Genomic DNA, 23,262 nt, shown 5'->3' with positions numbered 1-23,262 from the left:
GAAGCAGAGCTGCACAGAATCGCTCTGATCGTAAGGATTTCCTGGAATGTCGCTACTGCGGATGATGGGCGAATCCGGACGCCAACCGGTCGAAGCGAGGAATTCATGTACGACATTCGACGCCTTGTCCTGTTGCGCGATCTCGCCGAGCGAACCACCATGACCGCCGTATCGGAATTGCACGGGATCACCACCTCGGCGGTCTCGCAACAGTTGCGCATTCTCGAAGAGGAAGTGGGCGCGGTGCTCACCCGCCGTGAAGGCCGGGTGTTGCGCCTGACCCATGCGGGCCGGGTGCTGGTGGACTACACCTCACGCATCATCACCGCGCTCGAGGAAGCCGAGAGCGCGGTGGCCGCCACCGCGGAGGCCATCACCGGTGTACTCACCCTGGCCACCTTCCGCACCGCGCAGACCCGGCTCGCGCTGCCCGCCGCGGCGAGACTGATGAACGAGAACCCCGGTCTACGGGTGCAGGTTGTCGACCTGATTCCGGTGGACGCGGTGCCCGCGGTACGCCAGCAGGAGGTCGACATCGCGATCACCTATTCGTACTCGTTCCGGGCTCGGGATCTGCCGCTCGGGCTGTCCTCGGAGTTCCTGTTCGACGATCCGCTCGTGCTGCTCGCCCCACCCGGCCTGCGGGAACGGGCCCGCCAGCAGGGCTTGTCCGCGGTGCGCGACGCCGACTGGATCGCCGCCCGCGACGGCGCGCCGTCGATCGTGTCGGTGATGTACGCCTGCCGTGAGGCCGGGTTCGCCCCGCGGATCGAGCATCGCAGCGGCACCTTCGCCGGAATGGCCGAGATCGTCGACCACGGGCTGGGCGTGGCGGTGGTGCCGGAGATGTCGGTACCACCGGAGTACCGGCACCTGGTCGCCTGCACCATCGCCAACGGGTCGCGCCAGGTCGGCGTGACCTACCGGCAAGCTTCCCTGGAAAGGCCCGCTGTCGCCGCGGCCATTCGGATGCTGCGCACCATCGCGGCGCCCGAGCAGTTGGCGTCCTGATCGCGGTCGAGGATCGAGAAAAACTGAACGAATCCGGTAGACCGGCTGTCTTGTTCGGTGACATCGGAGGTTCCGATACTGGATTGCGGAGACCGAACGTGGAAAGGAGGTCTCGTGGAATTGCCGAATATCCGGATCGAGGCCGCCGCCACGGCTCCGCCCTGTCGTCGCTGATTTCGACGATCCACTTCATCGCGCCCCGATTCCCTTTCCGGTGAATTTCGGTGCGCCGCACAGATCTGCGTTCGACCGCCGCCGAGCGGTCGTGACGCGACCAGGAGAGTGACATCCGCATGACAGCTGTGGCACCAGCACACACCGTGCACGGTCTGGACGAGGACGCGTTCGCCGACGCCCTCGCGCTGATCGCGGATCGCGCCGCCGAACACGACCGGGCGGGGGCCTTTCCGTTCGCCGCCTTCGAGGCGCTGCGCGCGATCGGCGCGCCCGCGCTCACGGTTCCGGTGGAATACGGCGGTCTCGGTGCGGGTCTCGTCGAGGCGGTCGAGGTGATCGAACGTGTCGGCGCCGCCGACCCGTCGGTCGGACTGATCCTGCAGTGGAACTACACCAACCATCTGAGCCTGCTCCGCGACGACAGTCCGTGGCCCGCCGAGCTGAAGGAACTGGTGCTGCGCTCGGCCGCATCGGACGGCGCGCTGATCAACGGCCTCGCCGTCGAACGCGAACTGGGCAGCCTCTCCCGCGGGGGCATCCCGGCCACCACCGCCACCCGGCTGCCGTCGGGGGACTGGCGTATCGACGGTGAGAAGGCCTACGCCACCGGTATTTCCGGGCTGAGCTGGTTCACCGTCACCACCAGCACCGCCGAACCGAGCCCGCGTGTGGCGACCTTCCTGCTCGACCGCACCGCCACCGACTGGCACGTCGAACCGACCTGGAATCACCTGGGGCTGCGCGCCTCCGACACCCAGTCGGTGGTCTTCGACGGCACGGTCGTCGCCGATGCCAGGCTCGTCGACCTGCGCGACCCCAACGGCGGCACCGCCAAGATTCGCCGAGCCGGACGCCAATCGCTGCCCCTGCTACTGGCCGCGAACTACAACGGCGTCGCGATCGCCGCGCGGGACTGGCTGGTGCGCTACCTGCACACCAGAGTGCCCACCGCACTAGGTGATTCGCTGGCCACCGTGCCGCGTTTCCACGACCGTGTGGGTGAGATCGAAGCCTGGATCCAGACCAGCCGCGCACTGGTGCGCCAGGGCGTGGCGAGTCTGGCCGACGACGAGCACGGGCGCCTGCCCGCACTGGCCAAACACGTCGCCACCTCCACCGCCATCCGGGTCACCGAATCCGCACTCGACCTGACCGGAAACCCCGGCCTCGACCGCCGACATCCCCTCGAACGCCACCATCGCGATGCCATGGTCGGGCGAATCCACTTCCCGCAGAGCGATTTCGTGCTCGCCGATCTCGGTCGCGCCGCGCTGGCGGCGGGCCGCGCCAAGGAGGAACAGCCGTGACCCGCCGACAGGTGCACCTCAATGTCAACATTCTCAACGCCGGCGTGTTCGGCGGCTCGTGGCGCTTTCCCGGCACCGACCCCGCCGCGAGTTTCACCCTCGACCACTACGTGCGCATCGCCCAGCGCGCCGAGGAAGCCAAGTTCGACGCGATCTTCCTCGCCGACGGGCCCGCCATCCGCGAGGACATCCGGTACCGGCCGTTCAACAGCCTCGAACCGACCGTGATCCTGGCCGCCGTCGCCGCGGCCACCGAGCGCGTCGGCCTCATCGCCACCCTGTCGTCGAGCTACAACGACCCCTACGACGTCGCCCGCCGCTTCGCCTCGCTCGACCTGCTCAGCGGCGGTCGCACCGGCTGGAACGTGGTCACCACCGCCGGTGTCGACGCGGCGCGCAACTTCGGCTTCGACGCCGAACCCGCCCATGGCGCGCGGTACGAACGTGCCGCCGAATTCGTCGAGGTGGTGCGCGCGCTCTGGAACAGCTGGGAGCCCGACGCGCTGATCGGCGACAAGGCCACGCACCGCTTCGCCGACTACACCCGCATCCACGCCGTGGATCATCACGGCCCGCACTTCGACGTGGCCGGTCCGCTGAATGTTCCGCGCTCGCCGCAGGGCGAACCGGTGGTCGTGCAGGCCGGCGCGTCGAAAGACGGTCGAGCACTGGCCGCCCGGGTCGGCGAGGTGATCTTCACCGCCGCCCAGACCGCGGACGAGGCGGGGGAGTACTACCGCGACGTGAAGGAGCGTGCGGTCGGCTACGGGCGCAGGGCCGAGGACGTCCTGATCCTGCCCGGCCTGTCCACCGTGCTCGGTTCCACCGAAGCCGAGGCCGCCCAGCGCCGCGAACTGCTGGCCGAACTCGTGCCACCGGACTACGCGCTCGACCGGCTCGCCGCCCAGCTCGGCGTCGACCGCGACGCTCTCACCCTCGACGGCCCGCTCCCGTGGCACCTGCTGGCCGACCCCGACGAGGCGGGCGGGTCACAGACTTTCTACAAGATCGCCCTCGGCCTCGCCCGGCGCGAGAACCTGACGGTGCGCCAGCTGCTGCGCCGCCTCGGCGGCGGCGCGGGCCACCGCATCGTCACCGGCACACCGGAACAGGTCGCCGACGCGATCATCGACTGGGTAGAGGCGGGCATCGCCGACGGCTTCAACCTGATGCCCGATGTCCTGCCCGGCGGCTTCGACGACTTCGTCGACGGTGTCGTGCCGATCCTGCGCGAGCGCGGCGTGTTCCGCACCGACTACGAGGCGACCACCCTGCGCGGTCACCTCGGCCTGCCAGTCCCCACCTACCCGGGCACCATCGCAGAAGGGGCTGCCTGATGGCACGCAGACTGCACTTCCTCGTCAACGTCGGCAGCGCCGGCTACCACCCGGCCGCCTGGCTCGAACCGACCCTGCCCGCCGACGCGTTCATCCAGCTCTCGCACTACCAGCGGGTCGCGGCCGAAGCCGAACGTGGCGGACTCGACGGCCTGCTGTTCCCGGACATCCCGGTGCAGCAGCCCGGCATCGCCCGGGCGCCCGCCGCCACGATCGATCCGATCCTGCTCAGCTCGGCGCTGGCCGTGACGACCGAGCGCATCGGGCTGGTCCCCACCGCGACCACCTCGCTGAACCTGCCCTACAACCTGGCCCGGCGGATCCTCTCGCTCGACCACGTGAGCGGGGGCCGAGCGGGCTGGAATGTGGTCACCACGTTCGAACCGAACGCCGCCCGCAACTTCGGCATCGCCGAGCTGCCCGAGCGCGACGAACGGTACCGGCGTGCGGGCGAGTACGTCTCGCTGACCGAGAAGCTTTGGGACAGTTGGGAATCCGACGCACTGATCGGCGACAAGGAAGCCGGTGTCTTCGCCGATCCGGATCGGGTACACGCGGTGGACCACCGGGGCGAGTTCTACTCCGTAGCCGGGCCACTGAATGTGCTGCGCTCTCCGCAAGGTCGCCCGGTTCTCGTGCAGGCCGGAGCCTCCCCGCAGGGCCGGGCCTTCGCGGCCGCCCACGCCGAGGCGATCTATACGACCCAGCTCAGCCTCTCGGCCGCGCGTAGCTTCTCGGCCGAGATCCGCTCGGCAGCAGTGGCTTCCGGCCGCGACGGCGACGCGATCCGGATCCTGCCCGGCCTGGTCCCGGTGATCGGGTCCACCGAAGCCGAGGCCCGCGCACGGTTCGACGAGTTGCAGGGGCGGCTGCACCCCGACAGCGCTCCGGTGCGCCAGTTCGCCCGCTGGCTCGGCTATCCCGACGTCGAACTCGACCTCGACTCCCCCCTGCCGCACCAGCTCACCACGCTGCCCGCCGACCGGATCGGCCCGCAGGGCTTCTTCGCCTCACTCACCGGCTACGCGCTCGAAACCGGCCACACCGTGCGGCAATTGCTCACCGAGTTCCTCGGCGGCCACCGCGTGGTGATCGGGACACCACAGACGGTCGCCGACCACATCCAGCAGTGGCACCGCGACGCGGGCATCGACGGCTTCACCATCATCCCCGCCGTCCTGCCCGGCTACCTCACCGACTTCGTCGACCAGGTCGTGCCCGAACTGCGCGAACGCAGGCTCTTCCGTCGCGAATACGAACACACCACCTTGCGCGGTCACCTCGGCCTGGCCGAACCCGCGAACTCCTTTGCCCGCGAAACCGTTTCCACAACCTGAAAGTGACAACCCACTCCATGACACTGCGACACCTCGGCCGCACCGGCGTACTGGTGAGCCCACTCACGCTGGGCGCCATGAACTTCGGCGCCTGGGCCAACCCCGACCACGACGACGCGGCGACGATCATCCACCGTGCCCTGGATGCGGGCATCAACGTCGTCGACACCGCCGACGTGTACTCCCAGGGCGAGAACGAACAGATCGTCGGTAAGGCCCTGCGTGGCCGCCGCGACGACGTGGTCCTCGCCAGCAAGTTCCACGGCCAGATCGGCACCGACCCGAACAGTCGCGGCAACTCCCGGCGCTGGATCATCCGCGCCGTCGAGGACTCGCTGCGCCGCCTCGGCACCGACCACCTCGACCTCTACCAGGTGCACCGACCCGACCCGGACGTCCCGCTGGAGGAGACACTGCGCGCGCTGGACGATCTGGTGCGCGCGGGCAAGATCCGCTACTACGGCACCACCACGTTCGAACCGCATCAGCTGGTCGAGGCGCAATGGGTGGCGCAGGACCGCAACCTGGCGCGCCCGGTCACCGAGCAGCCGCCGTACTCGATCCTGGCTCGTGGCGCCGAACGCGCCACCCTGCCGATCGCCGAGCGGCACGGCCTCGGCGTACTCACCTGGAGTCCGCTCGCGGGCGGCTGGCTCTCCGGCCGCTACCGGGCCGGGGAGACCGCGCCCGAGTCGAGCAGGCTCACCCGGCAGCCGCACCGGCACGACCCCGAACTTGTTGCCAACCAGCGCAAGCGCGCCGCCGCCGAGGAATTGGCGAAACTCGCCGACGAAGCGGGCATTTCGCTGGTGCATCTGTCGTTGGCGTTCGTGCTCCAGCATCCGGCGGTGAGCACCGTCATCATCGGGCCGCGCACCCTGGCCCACCTCGAGACCCAGCTCGGCGCCGTCGATGTGCGGCTGAGCACCGAGGTGCTCGACCGCATCGACGAGATCGTCGCGCCCGGAACCACACTCAGCCCCGCCGACGAGGGCTACCTGCCGCCCTCGCTCACCGACGCGGCCGTCCGCCGCCGCACCACGATCGGAGTCACCCGATGAGCCTGTCCGACCTGCGCCTGCTCGGCCGAACCGGAGTCCGGGTGAGCCCGTATGTACTCGGCACCATGAACTTCGGTTCCCGTGGCGGCACCACCCACGAAGAATCGATCGCGCTGATCCATCGGGCGCTGGACGCCGGAATCAACACCATCGACACCGCCGACACCTACTCGCGCGGCGAATCCGAAATCATCGTCGGCAAGGCGCTGCGCGACCGGCGCGACGAGGTGATCCTGGCCAGCAAGTTCCACAACGCCGTCGACGACGACCCCACTCACCGGGGCAACTCCCGGCGTTGGATCGCCCGCGCCGTCGAGGATTCCCTGCGCCGCCTCGACACCGACCACCTCGACCTCTACCAGGTGCACCGCCCCGAATCGGTGACCGCACTCGAGGACACTGTCGCCGCCCTCGACGATCTCGTACGCGCAGGCAAGATCCGCTACTACGGCACCTCGGTCTTCTCGCCCGGCGAACTGGTCGAAGCCCAGTGGATCGCTGACCGGACCAAGGCCAATCGCTCTGCGACCGAACAGGTTCCGTATTCACCGCTGATTCGCGGCATCGAACGCGAGACCCTGCCGATCGCCCGCACGTACGGCCTCGGCGTCATCACCTACGGTCCGCTCGCCGCGGGGTGGCTCTCCGGTAAGTACCGACTCGGCGCGCCTCAGCCGAGTTCCCATCGGGCCGAACTGATCCCGGGCCGTTTCGATGTCGACGCACCGGCCAACGCGGACAAACTCGCCGCCGCCGACGCGCTCGCGGTCCTCGCCGAGGAATCCGGCCTCACGCTGATCCAGCTCGCGATCGGTTTCGTACTAGCTCACCGCGATGTCACCGCCGCCATCATCGGCCCACGTACCGGCGAGCACCTCGACGCGTACCTGGGTGCGGTCGACGTCGTCCTGAGCGAGGAGATCCTCGACCGCATCGACGAGATCGTCCCGCCCGGCACGATCTTCGCCGACCGTGACACCGGCAAGATCCCCGACGCGCTGGCCGACCCCGCCCTGCGTAGACGCGCCGCCTGACCCGTCGGTGATCGCTGAGGGAGTCGTAATCCTTTCTCCCTCAGCGATCACCGGGTTGCGGCACCGGCTTCGGTTGATCATTCGCCCGGCACACGAGATCACCGCCGCGATTCGAGGCCGTGCCGGTGGACAAGCGCACCGAGCGGCGGGTCACGCCGACGTCGGCGCCGCGTTCGTGAACGTCGGTTTCCAGCCCAGTTCGGGAGCGATCAGGTGCACGGTGTCGTGCAGGATCTGCTCGTAATCCTCACGGTGGAATTCGTAAGGCAGTTCCAGGCGCAGCTCAGAGGTCTGCGCGAGTACCGGGTCGGCTCGCAGCTGTTCCAGGATCTGCTCCGCGGTGCCGACGATGTCCGGCGCGAACAGAATTCGGCGTTCACCCTGCGGGCCGAGAGTGCGGTCGTGGCGGCTCGCGGCGTAGGCGCGGTAGCGCTCGCGGGCGGCGTGGTCGGCGCTGTCGAACGGCACGATCACGCGTCCGACCGCCACACGGGCGGGTCGAGCCGGGTCGATCAGGCGGCGATAGTCCGCGATCAGAGTGAGCTGGGAGGTGGTGAAATCGTCACTGGCGTCGCCGAAAACGATGTTGCCGCTGAGTAGATTCAGTCCGTTCTCCGCGGTCCAGTGCACGGATCGGATGCTCCCGCCGCCGTACCACACACGATCGGCCAGGCCGGGGCTGTGCGGCTGAAGGCGGGGACGCTGGGTGTTGCCCGGCGAGTGGATGACGGTGTCGGCGTCGCCGAGGTAGTCGCCACGCAGGTTCTCGAGCAGACGGGCCACGCGGCCGTAGGACAGGTCGAAGTTACGCCAGTCGCCGTCGAAGACCAGATCGCCGATGAGGTCGGCGTGCGGCGGGGTTCCTGCGCTGAAGCCGGGTTGCAGCCGACCCTTGGACAGCACATCGGCCAGCGACAGGTCCTCGGCCAGCCGGAACGGGCTCTCGTAGCCGATCGGAATGACCGCGGCGCCCAACTCCACTCGGCTGGTGCGCTGGGCGGCGGCGGCCAGGAAGACCGCCGCCGAACCCACGCCGTGCTCGAGGTGACGCTGCCGGATCCACGCACCGTCGAAGCCGAGCCGCTCCCCGAATTCGAACAGTTGGAGCGTGTCCTCCAACCCGGTGTACGGGTCGTCGTCGAGGTAGTTGCCCGGCGTCAGGAACGCCAATGTTCTGATGCGCGGTGCGCTCATGCCTGACGCTCGTAGGGGATCTTCTCTCCTGCCTCGACCGCGATCGGGAGTCGGTTCTCGGCGGGCGGCAGCGGGCAGGTCGCCAGATCGGTGTAGGCGCACGGCAGGTTGACCGCTCGATTGAAGTCGAGCACGACCGTGCCGTCAGTCGCCGGAGTGGATACCTGCACGATGCGATTGGCGGCGTAGGTGGTGACTCCGGAGGTGGTATCGGTGAACAGCACCGACAGGTCGCCGGGGTTCCTGCCGGGGAAGGCGGTCAGTCGCAACGGCTGACCGTCGATGTCGAACACGACCTGCCCCGGTGCCTCGTAGACGTGCTCGAGCCCTTCGACCGAGGCGCCGACCGTGGTCGGTCGCGGCTGCTCGAACCGAACGTAACGACCCGTCACCACCCACTTCGGGTCCGGTGCGTACGCGGGCGTGCCCCGAAAGTCGGTGCGCAACTGGTTGTTCGGGTGCCGAGGACGCACGATGTCGTTGCCGCCACGGCGGGCGACCTCGATCACCGCATCACCCCACACGGCGTTCACCCCGTCGCGCTCGGCGATCACGCCGAACTCGTAACGGCCGCGCACCGGCGTCCCGTCGACAACCAACTCTTCACCCTCGTCGAGAACCACGACCACACCGTCGACACCGGTGGACCAGGTGCCGGGCGCATCGGTGAACCGCTCCGGGGTCTCGGTGAGCCAGTGCAGGTTCGTGATGGCCAGGAATCCGTGCCGGTCGGACAGGCGCGCCTCCTGCTGACGGTGCCACTGCTGCCAGTCGGCCGTGAAAGCGTCTACCTCGGCGACCGGGGTTTCCTGTGTAGCCATGCCATCGATACAACCCGACACCAACGCCGCCGAACAGAATTGCGCTCATCCCGAACGCAAGTCACCGATCAGCGCCCGTCTCGTTTCGCTCTGTTACCCGTCGGCGATCGGAGGACCACTCACCTCGTTGAATCGATACCGCGGTCGGCAGTCGCGCCGGTGGTCTCCAGGATCGTCGCGGCGACAAGGTGTGGATCATCGACCATCGGGACGTGACCGACACCTGGCAGGGTTCGGTAGTGCGCGCCCGGTATGCGTTGCCGGGCGACGGGCCCGTAGATCGCGGCAGGCAGAATTCGATCGTGTTCGGACCAGGCGAGCGTGATCGGGCAGGGGAGTGGGTCGAGCGGCGCGATCTGCTCGTCGGTGCTCAACAGGTCCGCGGTCACCGTGCACTCGAGCAGATCGCGAGCGATGTCGAGGGCGGCTGCGGGGGTGGCGCGGCCGCCCCGAATTGCGATGTCGCGCAGTACGATCCGTCGAACCAGGGATGAACGCAGCCCCAGGGGTGCCAGCGGTCGTGCCAGCTTCGCAAGTGTCAGTCCGTGCGCGATCTTGGCGGTCGAATCGGAATGAGTCGTACTGCCCGAGTCCCAGAACCCGGCCGGGGACAAGGCGCAGACGGTGACAGCACGGCCGCGGCGCGCCAGTTCGATGGCCATCCAGCCGCCCAGGGAGTTGCCGGCGATGTGGACCTGGTCGAGGCCCCTGGCGTCGAGGTCGCGTTCGACGTTGTCCACGAGGTGGGCGCATCGCGCCGGGCGCAGAACCGCGGGCGGACCGCCGCGATGGCCGAGTGCGGTGGGGCTGATGATCTCGTGATGTGGGGCCAGTAGCGGAACCACCTCGGCCCAGGCGCGTTCGGACATCGTGACGCCGTGCAGGAGTAGTAGTGGGGTGTTGCTGGGCATGGTCGTCCTTCGGATCGGTGAAGAGGCAGCGCACGCGGTCAGCCGACGACCGCTGGGGTGAGGTCTCAAATTTCGGCGGTGGGCCAGGAGGCCGCGTCGGTGTTGCGTGACACGCGACGCAGCAGAGCCACGAGGGTCTGTTGCTCCTGCTCGTCGAGTCCCTCCAGTAGCCGACGGTCCCGTTCGACGCGGCTGGGCAGTTCGGCATCGACGAGTTCGCGTCCGGCCGCGGTCAGCTGGAGCAGTACCACCCGGCCGTCCCGTTCGAACGGTAGACGTTCGAGCAGTCCGATTTTCGCCAGCCGGTCGGCGTGCTTGGTGGTCGCGGCGCCGCTGGTCATGGTCCGCGAGGTCACTTCACTGGCGCGTAGTGGGCGCTCGGCGCGGGCGAGGACGCACAGAATCTCGAAGTCGCCGCGGGTGACGCCCCTCGGGGCGAGCGCCCGATCGAGCTGGTGCAGCGCCAGCGAGCTGATCCGGTTGATGCGCCCGAGCACCTCGATCGTCGAGGTGTCCATCTCGGGATAGGTCCGGGCCCATTCGGCTCGGACGCCGTCGACGAAGTCGGGGGAGGTGTCGCCCATGCGCTCATCCTAGGCGACCAGGTTCACATTATTTAAGATATGTTTTACAAGTAAAATACATTTAGGATGGAGCCGTGCCTACCGCGACTCCCGACCTGCAGACCTCGACCGTGGCCACATCTGCCCGGCTGCGGCACTCCGGTGGCGCGCTGGCGCACTCGGTCGCCGTCTCCACGTGGCGGCGGGCGCTCGAGGTGCGGGCTGCCGACGCGACCGTGGCGGTCTCGATGCGCGTCGGCGCCGCCGCCGCGCTGGTGTTCGTCGGCTGTGGTCTCCTCGATCTGCGCCAGTACGCCGGCTTCGCGGTACTCGGCGCGCTGGCGTCGGCCTTCGCTCGGCACGAGCCGATGGTTCGGGTCGTGGCCAAGGTGAGTCTCGTCGGCGGGATGCTTGTCGCTTTCGTCGCAGGCGGAGGGTTGCTCGCGCTCGCGCACGTGCCGATCTGGGCTGAGGTCGCGCTGATGTCGGTCGGCGCCGCCGTCGCGGCGATATCGGTGTCGGCCTTCCGGATCACCGGCCCCGGCCCGGTGATTCTCGTCTTCGCGGCCACCGCGGCCGTGGGTTATGTGACCGCGATCGGCGATCTCGCCCGGGTGTGCCTGGCCGCGGCGATCGGTGCCGCGGTGGGACTGCTCGCGCAAGCGGCGCCGCTGCTGGTGCTGCCGCTCGGCCCGGCCCGGCTGGCCGTGGCGCGGGCGCTCTCGGCCGCGGCCGCACTCGATCACGACGGGTCTGTCGAACCCGCCCGCGCCGCGATCGCCCAGGCTCGGGAGAAGTTGGCGCTCAGCGGCGTTCGCGGAAATGACTCGGGGCACCACCGTGATCTGATCGCGCTGCTCGACGAGGTGGAAACCGCGGTCGACGAGTGGGCGGCGGGGGACCCGGAACGGCTGTTCGAGGTTGCCGGTCACGAGGCCGAACTCCGCAAGATCAAGCGTCGCAGCGCGATCTTCGGCAACGGCGCGACGGTCGAGGTGTCCGCGCTGCCGCGGCCGGAGGGCTTCGTGGCAACGGGTCTGTCCGGACTGCGCTCGCGCATGGTTCTCGGCAACGCGGCGCGCATCGCCCTCGCCTCGGCCGGCGCGGGGTGGTTCGCCGCGGCGGCCGGTCTCGACCATCCGCTGTGGGCGTCGATGGGTGCGATGGCCGCCATGCAGGGCGTCTCGTACGCGCTGACCGTGCAACGGGCGATCCAGCGTCTGCTCGGCAACGTCGGAGGCGCGATCATCGGGGCGCTGTTGATCGCGGCCGGTCTCGGGTACTGGCAGACGGTGGTCATGATCGTGGTTCTGCAGGTGACCGCCGAACTGATGGCCACCCGCAACTACGCACTCACCTCGCTCTCGGTGACACCGATGGCGTTGCTCATGGTCGGCCTCGGGACACACCTCTCGCCCGAGATCGGCGTCAGCCGGATCGTGGACACACTGATCGGCGTCACGGTGGGTGTCGTCGTCGCGGCCGTGACCATCAGTCGCACGGATCGGCAGCACCTGCCGACATCCTTTACGTAAGCCTCGAGTGCGTGATTCATTCCACGACCGGGCGGAGGATTACCACGATGACCGTTTCAGCGAGTACCCAGGACCGAGCGAATCTCTTCGACGAACTCGACCACGCGAAGGACCAGGTACATACCAAGCCCCACAGGGGTGCGGTCCGCGCATGCCGCCGGGATGTGGGCACCGGTTGCCCACTGTCGTGGACCCGACCCGCGCGCGTTTTCCGCCGAAACTGGAACGGATCTTTGCTGAGCATGGGGCCGAGGGCGTCGTCGGACACCTCGAATGCGGCAGCCAGGCCGTCGGCGACGTAGCGGCGTCGGGTGGCTCGTCGGTGCCGCAATTCGGCTCACAGGAATTCAGACCGTGGGTTGCATAATGACGTGGTGCATTCTGGTGATGGTCTGTTCGATCGACGCCTGTCCGACCGCGCGCGGGAAGTGATCCGCCAAGGTGCCGAGATCGCGTTGAACGCGCCGGATGAATGGCTCGACGAGCTCTATGACGCCACGCTGCTCAAGACCAGCCTTCGCGTCATCGCCGGGGATCCGTTGCTGGCCGAGGCGGTCCGGCGCGTCAATCGTGCAAACCTGCTGCACTGGGCATCGGCCAATGTGGCCGATCCGGGGATGCCGGTGCCGATCAACCTCGGCGCCGACCAGATCGCCATCGTGCGCGACCTGGTCCGCCGCGGGTTGAACGAGGCCGCTCTACAGGCCTATCGCGTCGGTCAAGACGTCGCCTGGCGACGGTGGATGTCCATCATCTTCATCCTGACGACCGACCCGTTCGAGCTACAGGAGGTCTTCGAAGTTTCCGCCGCGTCGATCGCCGGCTTCGTCGACGGCACCATCGAGGCGATCACCGAGGTCATCGACGACGAGCGTGACGAGCTGGCCCGCGGCTCGTATGCCGAACGGCGAGAGATGATCTCGCTCATTCTCGAAGGCGAACCGATCAATGTCGAGCGTGCTTCGATCAGGCTCGGATACCGGCTCGATACGACCCATACCGCCGCCATCGCCTGGAGTGGCATTCCCGGCGCCGAACTGGAGGAACCGCATCGGGTGACCAGGGCACTCGCACAGGCCGCCGGTGCGGCGACGGCACTGAGTTTGCTCGCCAGCGCGGCCACCCTGTGGGTGTGGGTGCCGGGCCCCACTCCTCCCGATATCGCGATCCTGACCGATGCGATGGACCACATCCCCGGCGTGCGTATCGCCATCGGCTCGACCGGTCGAAACGTCGCGGGTTTCCGGACGAGTCACCTCGACGCCCAGGCCGCGCACCGAATCCTCGCCCGCCCGCACAGCACGCGCCGTCTGGTCACTTTCGGCGAAGTGCAACTGACCTCGCTGATCACCGAAAACGGCGCTCAGGCGGACCGTTTCATCAAGTACACCCTCGGCGAGCTGGAACATGCCGACAGCGAACTACGCGAATCGGTTCTCGTCTACATCAACGAGCAATGCAACGCCACCCGCGCCGCGGCCCGCCTGTTCACCCACCGGAACACGATTCTGCGCAGGCTCGCCCGCGCGGACGAGTTACTGCCTCGTCCCTTGGCGGACAACAGCGTGCACGTCGCGGTCGCGCTGGATGCGCTGTACTGGCGGCAGAGCACGCCACAGCCGATGTGAACCCGGCGTGGATTACTGCGCCGCGCATACCGGGGTGAGGCGGTGAGTGCCGCGCAGGCCCTTGAGGGTGGCGTCCCGAGGGATCCCGATCGTGAGATCTGTCGTGCTGCCGATAGCTTCCAGTACCGGCTCGCTGACGAGGACTTCGCCGCCCTCGGCCTGTGCGGTGACGCGCGCGGCCATGGCGACGTTGCGGCCGAACAGATCGTCACCTCGGCGGACCGAGGAACCCATGTGGATGCCGATCCGGACTCTGAAATCGGTGTGGCCGCGCGATGATTCGGCGTCCTTGGTCAGCGCCGCCTGGATGGCGAGTCCGCAGGAGACTGCCCGCTCCGGCGCGGCGAAGGCGATCATGTACCCGTCGCCTTGGTTCTTGACCACATGGCCGGCCTGGTCCTGCACGCAGCGCTCGACGAGACGGTGGTGGCGATCGAGCAGCTTGACCCAGGCGCGGTCGCCGAGTTGTTCGTTGAGTGCGGTCGACTGCTCTATGTCGGAGAACATGATCACCACGTTGCCGTCCGGTGTCAGCCGTGCCAGGTCGGGGCGCTCGACCCGTGCCCAGCCGGCGAGGTCTTCGATGGAGGTCAGCACGGCGGCTCGAAAGCCTTTGGCGCGCACCAGGTCCGCGGCCTGCCAGGCCGTCCGTACCGCCTCGCGGCCGCCCACCATCAATCGCTGCGTGGTCGTCGACCGACGCGGGGATCTGCGCTTTCGCCGACTGCGGGCAAGCAGGATCGACAGAGTTATCAAGCCGGCGGCTTCACCGGCGGCGACGAGTGCGAGCACGGTGATCACGACTGTAGTCATCGGGCGAACCTCGGCGGAATAGCGTAGCTGGTCGAACCCTGTAGCGGCTGCGCGCCCGAGCTGGTCACGGCAAAATAGTACACACGCGTTCACTCGAATTTCGAAACGGTGTGTTCGGTCCTCGCCAGCGGTGCGGAGCATGAGGTGAGCGCCTACGCAGCGTGGACGGTCGCTCTCCTTCCTTCCCCCGAACCCAAGGCTTGTACAGCTGTAATGCCTTGACTGTGCGAACTCGGTGGCGGTGTGCCTCGCTACTGCGAGCCGTGCCGGAGGTTGCGTCCGACGCGACGTGAACCGCGGCAATCGGGTCGGTTCGGTACGATCTCGGTGTACAGGTGGTGTCCGTGATCGGCGACCGGTGATGCATAGTGCACAACGCGGATTCGATTCGGGTGCGAATCGCCATTGGAACGCGGGGTGCCGAGACCGCACGATGGAGCGCAAACACCGGAAAGTAGGAAATGTGCCCGACAGCGTCCTGTCGGCCCGGATCGTGACGGTGGGAGGTCGACCCGCGGTCGACTGCCTTCCCCCGGCGTCAACGATTTCGGGCAAGATCATGAGCCGATTCGTCGTCGACAGCGCATTGCCCGCCAGAGTGCCCTTGGCGGCCCTGCGTCGCGATGTCACCGCGATGGTGAAGGCATGCCTGGAGCTGACCGCGCGGCTGCTGACCGACGCGGACGCTTCGAAACCGTTGGACGATGTGCGTTTCGGCGTCATGGAATGGGCGCAAGAAGGTGTCCCCATCGACGCGATGCTCGAGGCAGTGCACACCGGCACTCGGATGGTGTTCGACCATCTCGTCGCACAAGCCGGGTCCGCCGGGGATCACGTGGCCGTGGCCGACGTGGCGCACGTGTTCGCCGGGCTCTCCAGCCGATTGGCTACCGCGATTTCACAGGCGTACTCGGGGGAGACGCGAGCGGCCGTGGACGACGACGTCGACGCTCTGGCCGCGGCCGTGATGGCCGGGAACGCGACACCGGCCATGGCCCGTGCCTGCGGGGTGCGGCTGGCCGAGAACTACGTCGTCTTCGCTGTGGCGTTCGTGCCACACCAGGAAGAGGCGCAGCCGCACCTGGATCGCCAGATCATCTCCCAGCGAACAGTTCGCCGAGTCAGAGCCGAGGTGTCGCGCCATGGCGGTGACCACGCGTTGATGCAGATGGGAGTCGGCACCGCGACCCTGCTGATTCCGCAGGACCACTTCGACCCCGCAGCGGCAGAGCAGTTCGTCGAGCACCTCGTCGCGGCGGCGCGGACGCGGGTACGTGCCACCTTCGTGTCGGTGGAAATCGGTGGCATTCGCGAAGCGGTCGAGCGCGTGCACGCGGTACTCGACATCATGCGTCGCCTGCGCCGAGACGGGCTCGAGCATTTCGAGGGCCTGTCGCTGGAGTATCAGCTGTCCAGGCCGGGCGCGGCGGGGCGGCACCTTGCCGCGACGTTGGACCCACTCGACAAGCATCCGGTGCTGCTGGAGACGTTGAAGGCTTACCTCACGACCCGCTCCACGCGCCTGCGCACGGCGCATGCACTGCACGTACACCCCAACACCGTCGACTATCGGCTGAACAAGATCGCCGAGATCACCGGGTTGGACCCGCTGCACTCCGACGGGCTCTGGCGCCTGCGTTCTGCCCTCGTGGCCCGCATGGTCGGTGTCGGCGAGCAGGAGCCGGTCGAGCGCGGCGACCCCGATCAGGCCGCGCCCGCCGCGCAGGCTTGCTGATCACCTGCGGGTCGGTGCGCTCGGCATAGGCCAGTCAAGCGGTATCCCCAGGATGGCGCCCACATCGCGGATCGCCGCCATCACCGCGTGGATCCCGTCGAATCCCTGCGCGAACGCTTCGGTGCGCTCATCGATACGGAACGGGCACAGGTAGGTCTGGGGGCGATCGGGATCTTGGCGGGGCCGTCCGATCGTGATCACCACCGGTCCCGCGGCCGTGTTGACGGCCCGTGCCCCCAGCTGCGAACCGAACTCCCTGGCCTTCGCCGCGGATCCTGCGGACTCGCCGATACGTAGGGGAGGAGCCTCAGGTTCTCTCGACGGGTCCGCGTCGGTCGGTCGGACTGCCGAGCCGACTCGGGCTGCCGCGTTCGGAATATCGATCAGTGCGGCGTAGATGGCGGCCAACCTGTCCGGGCCGTGGGCTCTGCGCGCTCGGGCACCTTCGACGTGGTAGGTGCACTGCCAGCGTTGCGTCGTGTGGTCCTGGTGGGGATCGGCGATCTCTACCCGCAGCTCCCGTTCGCCGGTTTTGAGGACACTGGCTATCGCTACCTCGTCGAGTGCACTGGTCACAAGATCCTCCTGATGGTCGTCGCTGTTGCGGGTCGCGTGCGATGCCCACCGCAACGGGTTGGTCAACGCTCACAACGCCGACGGAGTTCGCTGTGCCCTGGTACATGGATGGGTGCGAGTCCTCACTCGGCCTCTTCGGACAGTTATCTATCTCACACAAGTGGCATGCTCGCTGGTACGGCTCACAAATGCGCCACTAGTAGCCGCTAATTAGCCATATAACTTCCTCGGTAGCCAACCGTTTTCTGCGAATATTCGGTAGGTTGACCACCGGCACAGAACAAGTTCGACAGGGGGGTCGATGGACGAGTACATGAGCAATACCCCGCGATCGCTCGACGGCGAAGACGATGATCAGGTAGGACGGATTGTCGAACGCGGCTCGGATTTAGATGTCGAGTCATATGACAGTGAGACCGCTCATCTGCGCGACGTTGTGGATCAATTGGAATACGCGGTACAGGTCTGTTCGCAGGAGCGCATTCCGCTTCCCTTCGTATTGAACGAAGTCGAAAAGGCGCTCGGTGTGGTTCTCGACGATTTCTCCGCCGACTGGCACACCGACCTCCGTCTTCATCTCGTCGATTATGTGACCGCGGCATTCGCGAAGGACCACCTACAGCCACCGCTTACCTGACGACGACCTCGGCAGTCGTACCCACATGGCCGGTTCTCGGTCTCAGGCGACACCGTATCCGTCTTCCAGATACGCCGATGACCGCTGGTTACGGGCTCGAAGTGCGACTGCCACGCGGCGAGTCATGATGTCCGGCAACCGCTTTGCGATCTCGGCATCGTCGCACCATGCCCAGCTTCGAAGTTCGTCGTCCTGAAGCGATATCGCCGAGATCTGGTCGGCGGTCAGCACTGTGCCGTCGAAGATCATCATTACGCCGTCATCGGGATATAGGCCTGGCGGAACCCAATCCACCACCAACAGCCGCCCTGGCGTGACGTCGAGGCCGAGTTCTTCGCGGACTTCACGGACAACGGCCGTATAGGGCGATTCGCCGGCCTCCACGACACCGCCCGGAATCTCCCAATAGTCCTTATAGGTCGGTTCGACGAGCAGTACCCGGTTCAACTCGTCGACGAACAACACACCGGTACCCATCCGTTTGCGTGGGAACTTCGCAATGTCTTCAATTCGTTCGGACTTCATGAGGCACAACGCTATCCGCGCTCACTACGCGCAGGTTTGCTGTCGAACTCGCCGAAGGTCATGGGCAACGATTTGCAGAAGCGACGTAACCTCGGAATCACGGTGACGATCGAAGCGAGAGTGCGCGCGAAGGGAGAAGCGGATCATGGTCGTGGCAGATCAGCTTGCTGAGGTTGCCGAACGGCGTGGGGTGACGGTCGCTGTCGCCGAATCGTTGACGGCGGGCAACGTTGCCACGGCGTTGGGGGCCGCACCGGATTCCGCGGTGTGGTTTCGTGGCGGGGTCGTCGCCTATGCCGCAGAGGTCAAACGGCACGTACTCGGGGTTCCTGATGTGCCGGTGGTGTCCGAGACCGCGGCGAGAGCGATGGCCGAGGGAGTGCGATCGCTGATGGACGCGGACATCGCTGTTGCCACCACCGGTGTCGGCGGCCCTGATCCGCAGGACGGCGAGGCTGCCGGTTCGGTGTGGTTCTGTGTGGTTTCGCGCAGCGATGCGCGGGCGAGTCACCGGCAATACGACGGTGATCCGGCGGATGTTGTCGCTCTATCGGTGCAGTACGCGATCGAGTTGCTGCTGTCGATGGCGAAAGCGGTTCACTCGCAAGACATTGACGGCGACCCGCCGTCGGGCGCTGGTACCGGGCCTGAGCTGCAACCCTGAGACCGGCGGAAGCCTGTGGAACCCTTCGGATTTCGGTCCGTCATCCCGACGCCGAACCACACCCGCGCGAGTGTGGGTGTGGTTCGGGACGGGTCGGCTGTCAGCAGTCGCCGGTGCCCGCGTTTCCGGGAGCGCCGTTGACCAGGCCCGCGCCGCCGCTGCCCGCGGTGCCGCAAGCGCCGAGGGTGCCGTTGCCCGTCTGGGCCCCGCCGTTGCCGCCGTCTCCTCCGGCCCCGCCGGTACCGAGGATTCCGGTGCCGCCGGTGCCGCCGTGCGCGCCCGCGCCGCCGCTGTTGTTCGCGCCCGAGGCGTCGCCGCCGTTGCCTGCCTTGCCGCCCGCGCCGCCGGTATCGACGGCAAGAGCGTCGCCGCCGTCGCCGCCGTTTCCGCCGGACGCCCCGTCGGTGCCCGTGGCGCCGGTCGCGCCCGCACCGCCGTTGCCGCCTTCGCCGCCTGCGCCACCGGATCCGCCGTCGGGACCACCGAGTCCGCCGTTTCCGCCGAGCCCGCCCGCACCCAGAACGCCGAGTCCACCACTGCCGCCGTTGCCGCCCGCCCCGCCCGCGCCGCCGCCGTAGCCGATGCCGCCGTTGCCGCCGTGACCACCCGGGCAGTTCTCGGTGCCTTGGCTGCCGTTGCCGCCACTGCCACCGGCAGGCTGCGAGGCGGTGCCGGGAGCGCCATCGGCGCCGTTCACGGTGTTGCAGGCGGCGAATGCGGGCGGTGCCACGGCGATCATGGCGCTGGTGGTCAGGACGAGACCGCCGAACAGTGCGGCGATACAGGTCCGTGCGCTGCGAGTTCTTGGCACAATAATGCTCCTCTATTGTCGAACGCTGCGGCCGATATAGCGAAATCGGCCATCGGGGGCGCGCGCATCATCGATCGGCCGATACGGTCGGAATCAAGGTGAATGCCCAGCGCGTCGCGGCGCATTCACGGGCGATCGCAGTGATCGGGCCGCCACCAGCTGTAATCCGTTGCTGCCGAGATATTTACGAATGACAGTTTCGGGAGGCGAATATATTCTCGCCTCTGCTGGAGAGCCGAATCGAGCCTACGCTTGTAGTGCGACGTTTACTACTACCCGCGGCACCTGGGCAATTCACGAATTCTGTTTTCGGACAAGAGGAGAAGAAAAAGACTGGTTCTTGCCGGGTGGGCTGGCTAGGGTCCGTGTGCATGAGTGGCGAAGTGATCATCGTGACCGGCCCACCCGCTGCGGGAAAGACGACTGTCGCCCGCCTTCTCGCCGATGCGGCGGGTGCTCCGACAGTGCATCTGGAGACCGACCTGTTCTACCGGTCGATCCGCACAGGATTCGTCTTGCCGTTCCTTCCAGAAGCGCACCGACAGAACGAGGTGGTGATCGAGGCGATCGTCGTGACAGTCGCGGCCTACGCACGCGGCGGTTACGACGTCATCGTCGACGGGATTGTGGGGCCATGGTTCCTGCCACAGTTTCGGGCGCTCGCCGACGACGGTGGGCCGGCCATTTCCTATGTGGTCCTGCGACCTGACTTGGCCACCACGGTGTCCCGCGCGAGGCAACGCGTAGGAGACGAGTTGAAGGATCTGGAAGCGATCAGTGGCTTGCACGGCGCGTTCTCCGACATCGGAGACCTCGAGCAGCACGCGATCGACACCGGGGGCCTGGATTCCGCGCAGACTGCCGACCGGGTGAGACGGGTTCTGGCCGACGGCACGCACCGGCTGGCCTGAAGCGAGATTGCTCGATCTGGAGTCGGCAACCACGCCGACATCCTTTTCCTCGATCGATCGATCGATCGACCGTCGCCCGCGCCGTCGCCCGCTTCGCGCAGTCCGATACCGATCGGGCCTGCTGAGACAGCGGCGCGGGAGGCAAGCGCATTCGCTGCCTCGGTCGGCTGAGCCGAACTACGCCTGGATGACCTCGATCCCCACCATCGCGTTGAGCGAGTCGCAACTTGCCCAGGACTGGTTCTGCCCGTACTGCGCGGGGCCGTACTTCCAGTAGACGAACGGAACGGGCCACGCGACACAGGTGAGCTTCACCTGATGCCAGGTCGGCAGCTCGCAGTTGGCCATCCCGCCGGTGTTGAAGACGTTGTACACGTGGCAGTTGGCCTGCCACACCGGTACGTCGGCTTGGGCTACGCCGCCACCGACGAGCGCAGCGGCAGCAGTGGCGGTGACAACAACGGCGCCAGCAGCGAGTCTCTTCGCAGAAAGCATGTCGAACCTCCTGAAATCGATGTTGTCTGAAAGATCGCTAGTTGATTTGAAGTGTTACTCGACACATCCGCGATGGCGCCATGGTGTCCGTTGCATAGACCTTTTCAGCTGGTCATTCAATCGAATGGTCCGTCGATTTCCGACTCGGTCGAGAGAGATGGAGGGATGTTTGCCACACGCTACTGCGAGCGCCGGGCCCAGTTCGTTTGCGAGGTCGTGCTCTCGGCCCCCGGTTCGGCGAGGGCCGTCGTACGCGTCAGGCGTGACTGCAGAATAATGGTTGCCATGTCCTCAATATTCGCTGAAGTGCCCCGCAAGAGGGTCGGCGTTCTGGTGTTCGACGGCGTCAAGATGCTGGATTTCGTCGGGCCCGCAGAGGTGTTCGTCGAAGCGAATCAAGCCGTGCCGCGCTACGAAGTAGTCCTGATCTCGGCGGATGGTCGCGATGTGCAGACCTCGATCGGGGCGCGCGTTCAGGTCGGCTGCGCCGCGGCCGATGCCGACCGGTTCGATACGGTCGTCATACCGGGCAGTGAACTGCCGCCCGAGAAGTTCGTGACATCCGAGTTGTTGGCAGCGACGCGGCAACTGATCGGGAAGACCCGGCGCGTGGCATCGATCTGTAGCGGGGCGTATGTGCTGGCAGAGCTCGGACTACTCGACGGCAGGCGCGCGACGACCCACTGGAAGTTCGCGGGCGACTTGGCGAGACGGTTCCCCGCGATCGCGGTCGAACCGGATGCGATTTTCGTCCGCGACGGCAACCTGTACAGCTCGGCGGGCGTGGCGGCTGGTATGGATCTCGCGCTCGCGCTGCTCGAGGAGGACCACGGAGCCGATCTAGCCCGCCAGGTGGCGCAGTCGCTGGTGGTGTACATGCAGCGGGCGGGCGGGCAATCGCAATTCTCGGCGTCACTGAGCGGCCCGACCCCGCGCAGCCCGTTGCTGCGCGGCGTTGTCGATCTGATCTGCGCGGATCCCGCTTTTCCGCATACCGTGCAGAGTCTGGCGGCCCATGCCAGGGTCAGCGTTCGGCACCTGACCCGGCTGTTCCGTACCGAACTCGAACGCTCACCCGCCGAATACGTCGCGTTCATCCGATTCGGCATGGCCAGGGACATACTGCATACCGGCTGCAGCGTGACAGAGGCGGCGATGGCCGCGGGGTACGGCAGCAGTGAAGCGTTGCGGCGCGCGTTCGTCGCACGGCTGGGCATATCGCCCAGCAAATATCAGCAACGGTTCCGATCCACCAGCTCCACCGCCCTGGTCGAGGTCGCGGATACGCGGGCCGTGTCCTGATCGGAGGCTTTTGCGGCCTGTTGAGGGGGGCGCGTGACGGGTTGACCGGTGAAGACTGATTCGGGTACAGCAACCGCTTCGACGGGATCGCTCACCCCTTCACGTAAGCCCAGTATTGGAGCCCCATCCGATGTCATCGCCGACCATTGTTCTCGTACACGGCGCCTTCGCCGATGCGTCCAGCTGGTCCCCGGTCACCGAGCGGCTACTCGCCGTCGGTCATCGGGTGCTGGCGCCGCCGATCTTCAACCGGAGCTTGTCCGCCGACGCGACCTACATCAAGTCCTTCGTCGAGCAGATCGAGGGCCCGGTACTGCTCGTCGGGCACTCCTACGGCGGTGCGGTCATCACTGTCGCCGGTGTCGCCGATAATGTCGTCGGTCTGGTCTATGTCTCCGGATACGCACTCGATGAAGGCGAAAGTCTCGGCCAATTGCAGGGCGGTTTTCCGGATTCCGATCTGGCGGCCAATTTGGTTTACGCGCCCTACCCGACCGACGGCGATACACCGGGAACGGACGTGTCGGTCGACATCGACGCGTTCGGCGCGGTATTCGCCGCAGGCCTCGATACCGTGAAGGCGCAGGTGCTCGCGGTCTCCCAGCGCCCGCTCTCGGCCATCGCGTTCGGCGAAGCCGCTACCGCCGCTGCGTGGAAGACGAAGCCCGGCTGGGGAATCGTGTCCAGCGCCGACCGCACGATCAATCCGGAGGTCGAACGCTTCGGATACGAGCGGGCCGGCCTGCGTTCGGTAATCGAGATCGACGCACCGCACCTGGTGATGCAGACCCACCCCGAGCAGGTCACGAAAGTGATCACCGACGCTGTCGCCGAATTGAGCTGACCAGCACCACCGTTCACCACTACGAGAGAAGGG

At 67.1% G+C, this 23,262-nt stretch carries 23 protein-coding genes; 14 read left to right on the top strand and 9 right to left on the bottom strand.

Going from position 1 to position 23,262, the window contains the following annotated elements:
- The first annotated feature begins 105 nt into the window (after positions 1 to 105).
- The 6 genes from OHS03_RS14405 to OHS03_RS14380 all read left to right on the top strand — a co-directional run bounded on the left by OHS03_RS14405 (position 106) and on the right by OHS03_RS14380 (position 7,264).
- Entirely contained in the window at positions 106 to 1,011 is a 906-nt protein-coding gene (locus tag OHS03_RS14405) for a LysR family transcriptional regulator (protein ID WP_328663220.1), read from the top strand.
- Positions 1,012 to 1,304: 293 nt separating this feature from the next.
- Complete coding sequence (locus tag OHS03_RS14400) at positions 1,305 to 2,495, top strand: acyl-CoA dehydrogenase family protein (protein ID WP_328663218.1); 1,191 nt, start codon at positions 1,305 to 1,307, stop codon at positions 2,493 to 2,495.
- Positions 2,492 to 3,832 (top strand): LLM class flavin-dependent oxidoreductase, encoded by a 1,341-nt coding sequence (locus OHS03_RS14395; protein WP_328663216.1) that lies wholly within the window; start codon positions 2,492 to 2,494, stop codon positions 3,830 to 3,832. The genes OHS03_RS14400 and OHS03_RS14395 overlap by 4 nt, the downstream gene beginning before the upstream one ends.
- On the top strand, positions 3,832 to 5,169 hold the full coding sequence (locus OHS03_RS14390; RefSeq protein WP_328663214.1) for an NtaA/DmoA family FMN-dependent monooxygenase: 1,338 nt from the start codon (positions 3,832 to 3,834) through the stop codon (positions 5,167 to 5,169). The genes OHS03_RS14395 and OHS03_RS14390 overlap by 1 nt, the downstream gene beginning before the upstream one ends.
- A 17-nt stretch (positions 5,170 to 5,186) precedes the next feature.
- A complete protein-coding gene (locus OHS03_RS14385; RefSeq protein ID WP_328663212.1) occupies positions 5,187 to 6,230 on the top strand; it encodes an aldo/keto reductase in 1,044 nt (347 codons plus the stop codon).
- Positions 6,227 to 7,264 (top strand): aldo/keto reductase, encoded by a 1,038-nt coding sequence (locus OHS03_RS14380; protein WP_328663210.1) that lies wholly within the window; start codon positions 6,227 to 6,229, stop codon positions 7,262 to 7,264. The genes OHS03_RS14385 and OHS03_RS14380 overlap by 4 nt, the downstream gene beginning before the upstream one ends.
- A gap of 150 nt (positions 7,265 to 7,414) precedes the next feature.
- Here the strand turns inward: OHS03_RS14380 and OHS03_RS14375 are convergent, their stop codons facing one another.
- The 4 genes from OHS03_RS14375 to OHS03_RS14360 form a co-directional block, all read right to left on the bottom strand.
- On the bottom strand, positions 7,415 to 8,458 hold the full coding sequence (locus tag OHS03_RS14375) for an LLM class flavin-dependent oxidoreductase (RefSeq protein ID WP_328663208.1): 1,044 nt from the start codon (positions 8,456 to 8,458) through the stop codon (positions 7,415 to 7,417).
- Positions 8,455 to 9,279 (bottom strand): DUF1684 domain-containing protein, encoded by an 825-nt coding sequence (locus tag OHS03_RS14370; RefSeq protein ID WP_328663206.1) that lies wholly within the window; start codon positions 9,277 to 9,279, stop codon positions 8,455 to 8,457. Before OHS03_RS14370 ends, OHS03_RS14375 begins: the two co-directional genes overlap by 4 nt.
- Positions 9,280 to 9,398: 119 nt before the next feature.
- Positions 9,399 to 10,190 carry an alpha/beta fold hydrolase gene (locus tag OHS03_RS14365; RefSeq protein WP_328663204.1) on the bottom strand — a complete coding sequence of 264 codons (792 nt, stop codon included), beginning with the start codon at positions 10,188 to 10,190 and terminating at the stop codon, positions 9,399 to 9,401.
- Positions 10,191 to 10,255: 65 nt separating this feature from the next.
- Positions 10,256 to 10,774 carry a MarR family winged helix-turn-helix transcriptional regulator gene (locus OHS03_RS14360; RefSeq protein WP_328663203.1) on the bottom strand — a complete coding sequence of 173 codons (519 nt, stop codon included), beginning with the start codon at positions 10,772 to 10,774 and terminating at the stop codon, positions 10,256 to 10,258.
- 74 nt (positions 10,775 to 10,848) lie between these two features.
- Between OHS03_RS14360 and OHS03_RS14355 the strand changes: the two genes are divergently transcribed.
- The gene (locus OHS03_RS14355) at positions 10,849 to 12,288 is read left to right on the top strand and encodes an FUSC family protein (protein WP_328663201.1); all 1,440 of its coding nucleotides are present in this window, start codon (positions 10,849 to 10,851) and stop codon (positions 12,286 to 12,288) included.
- Between the two features lie 374 nt (positions 12,289 to 12,662).
- Entirely contained in the window at positions 12,663 to 13,916 is a 1,254-nt protein-coding gene (locus tag OHS03_RS14350) for a PucR family transcriptional regulator (protein WP_328663199.1), read from the top strand.
- Between the two features lie 12 nt (positions 13,917 to 13,928).
- On the opposite strand, the gene OHS03_RS14345 is transcribed toward OHS03_RS14350, so the two are convergent.
- Positions 13,929 to 14,729 carry an adenylate/guanylate cyclase domain-containing protein gene (locus OHS03_RS14345; protein ID WP_328663197.1) on the bottom strand — a complete coding sequence of 267 codons (801 nt, stop codon included), beginning with the start codon at positions 14,727 to 14,729 and terminating at the stop codon, positions 13,929 to 13,931.
- A gap of 463 nt (positions 14,730 to 15,192) precedes the next feature.
- On the opposite strand from OHS03_RS14345, the gene OHS03_RS14340 reads away from it, so the two are divergent.
- Positions 15,193 to 16,464 (top strand): PucR family transcriptional regulator, encoded by a 1,272-nt coding sequence (locus OHS03_RS14340; RefSeq protein WP_328663195.1) that lies wholly within the window; start codon positions 15,193 to 15,195, stop codon positions 16,462 to 16,464.
- On the opposite strand, the gene OHS03_RS14335 is transcribed toward OHS03_RS14340, so the two are convergent.
- Positions 16,465 to 17,040 (bottom strand): DUF6968 family protein, encoded by a 576-nt coding sequence (locus OHS03_RS14335; protein WP_131816951.1) that lies wholly within the window; start codon positions 17,038 to 17,040, stop codon positions 16,465 to 16,467.
- Between the two features lie 301 nt (positions 17,041 to 17,341).
- Between OHS03_RS14335 and OHS03_RS14330 the strand changes: the two genes are divergently transcribed.
- Positions 17,342 to 17,677, top strand: a complete 336-nt coding sequence (locus OHS03_RS14330) for a hypothetical protein (protein ID WP_328663193.1) — start codon at positions 17,342 to 17,344, stop codon at positions 17,675 to 17,677.
- A gap of 42 nt (positions 17,678 to 17,719) precedes the next feature.
- On the opposite strand, the gene OHS03_RS14325 is transcribed toward OHS03_RS14330, so the two are convergent.
- Positions 17,720 to 18,202 carry an NUDIX domain-containing protein gene (locus OHS03_RS14325; RefSeq protein WP_328663191.1) on the bottom strand — a complete coding sequence of 161 codons (483 nt, stop codon included), beginning with the start codon at positions 18,200 to 18,202 and terminating at the stop codon, positions 17,720 to 17,722.
- A 145-nt stretch (positions 18,203 to 18,347) separates the two neighbouring features.
- On the opposite strand from OHS03_RS14325, the gene OHS03_RS14320 reads away from it, so the two are divergent.
- A complete protein-coding gene (locus OHS03_RS14320) occupies positions 18,348 to 18,866 on the top strand; it encodes a CinA family protein (RefSeq protein WP_328663189.1) in 519 nt (172 codons plus the stop codon).
- 100 nt (positions 18,867 to 18,966) lie between these two features.
- Here the strand turns inward: OHS03_RS14320 and OHS03_RS14315 are convergent, their stop codons facing one another.
- Positions 18,967 to 19,677, bottom strand: coding sequence for a hypothetical protein (locus OHS03_RS14315; protein WP_328663186.1), 711 nt, complete (start codon positions 19,675 to 19,677; stop codon positions 18,967 to 18,969).
- A gap of 371 nt (positions 19,678 to 20,048) precedes the next feature.
- Here OHS03_RS14315 and OHS03_RS14310 point away from each other — a divergent pair, with 371 nt between their 5' ends.
- Positions 20,049 to 20,588 (top strand): AAA family ATPase, encoded by a 540-nt coding sequence (locus tag OHS03_RS14310; RefSeq protein ID WP_328663185.1) that lies wholly within the window; start codon positions 20,049 to 20,051, stop codon positions 20,586 to 20,588.
- 177 nt (positions 20,589 to 20,765) lie between these two features.
- On the opposite strand, the gene OHS03_RS14305 is transcribed toward OHS03_RS14310, so the two are convergent.
- The gene (locus tag OHS03_RS14305; RefSeq protein WP_056809542.1) at positions 20,766 to 21,083 is read right to left on the bottom strand and encodes a hypothetical protein; all 318 of its coding nucleotides are present in this window, start codon (positions 21,081 to 21,083) and stop codon (positions 20,766 to 20,768) included.
- 285 nt (positions 21,084 to 21,368) lie between these two features.
- On the opposite strand from OHS03_RS14305, the gene OHS03_RS14300 reads away from it, so the two are divergent.
- Both OHS03_RS14300 and OHS03_RS14295 read left to right on the top strand, forming a co-directional pair.
- Positions 21,369 to 22,385 carry a GlxA family transcriptional regulator gene (locus OHS03_RS14300; protein WP_328664230.1) on the top strand — a complete coding sequence of 339 codons (1,017 nt, stop codon included), beginning with the start codon at positions 21,369 to 21,371 and terminating at the stop codon, positions 22,383 to 22,385.
- 130 nt (positions 22,386 to 22,515) lie between these two features.
- Positions 22,516 to 23,229: an alpha/beta fold hydrolase gene (locus OHS03_RS14295; protein ID WP_328663183.1), complete on the top strand. Its 714-nt coding sequence runs from the start codon at positions 22,516 to 22,518 to the stop codon at positions 23,227 to 23,229.
- Positions 23,230 to 23,262 lie beyond the last annotated feature (33 nt).

This window comes from Nocardia salmonicida (genome assembly GCF_036142455.1).
GTDB lineage: Bacteria > Actinomycetota > Actinomycetes > Mycobacteriales > Mycobacteriaceae > Nocardia > Nocardia salmonicida.
The sequence above is the reverse complement of the archived record's forward strand: the minus strand, read 5'-3'. Positions and strand labels throughout refer to the sequence as shown.